This window comes from Spirosoma jeollabukense (assembly GCF_054777855.1).
Genome location: NZ_BAAHAD010000111.1, coordinates 1 through 538 on the forward strand (window position 1 = coordinate 1; position 538 = coordinate 538).

General features: G+C 67.5%; 1 protein-coding gene. It reads right to left on the bottom strand.

Annotation, left to right across the window (positions count from 1 at the left end; translation table 11 throughout):
• A partial coding sequence (locus ACYVEA_RS34810; protein ID WP_461117940.1) for a type II secretion system F family protein occupies positions 1-538 on the bottom strand: 538 nt, incomplete at both ends.

Consider the following 538-nt stretch of genomic DNA (forward strand, 5'->3'; position numbering starts at 1 on the left):
CTGCTGCGCCTGTTCCAGGTCGCGCATGAAGTCGCCCATGCGCTGCAGGATCTGGTCGGAGCGGCCGCCGATGCGCACGCTGACGCCGATCACCACCGACAGCACCTTCAGTACATCCATGCGATAGGGCTGTGCGGCGAGTGACAACGCACGATCCAGATCCATGCCGCTGCGGGCATAGCGCACCGTGGTGTCGAGCAGGCCACGCAGCGGCGCGCTGGTCTGCATCGACGCAACCTGGAACGCCGCCTGCAGGCTGTTGCCCAGGGCGGTCAGGCGCACCAGGTTGTCGAGGAAATCGGGCAGCTGGTGCAGCAGCTGCGCGCGCAGCCGGGTGGTCCGGCGCATGATCCACAGCCAGCAACCGAGCGCGTACAGCAGCAGGGTCAGCGGGAACATCCACGCAGTGCCCAGCCGCAGCATGGCCGTCAGTGACAGCACCAGCCCCGGCACCAGCAGCATCACCGGAAGTTTCCAACCCGGTTGCAGGCCTGCACGTTGCAGCAGTCCATTCCAGGGCAGCGGCCTGCGCCCGCTG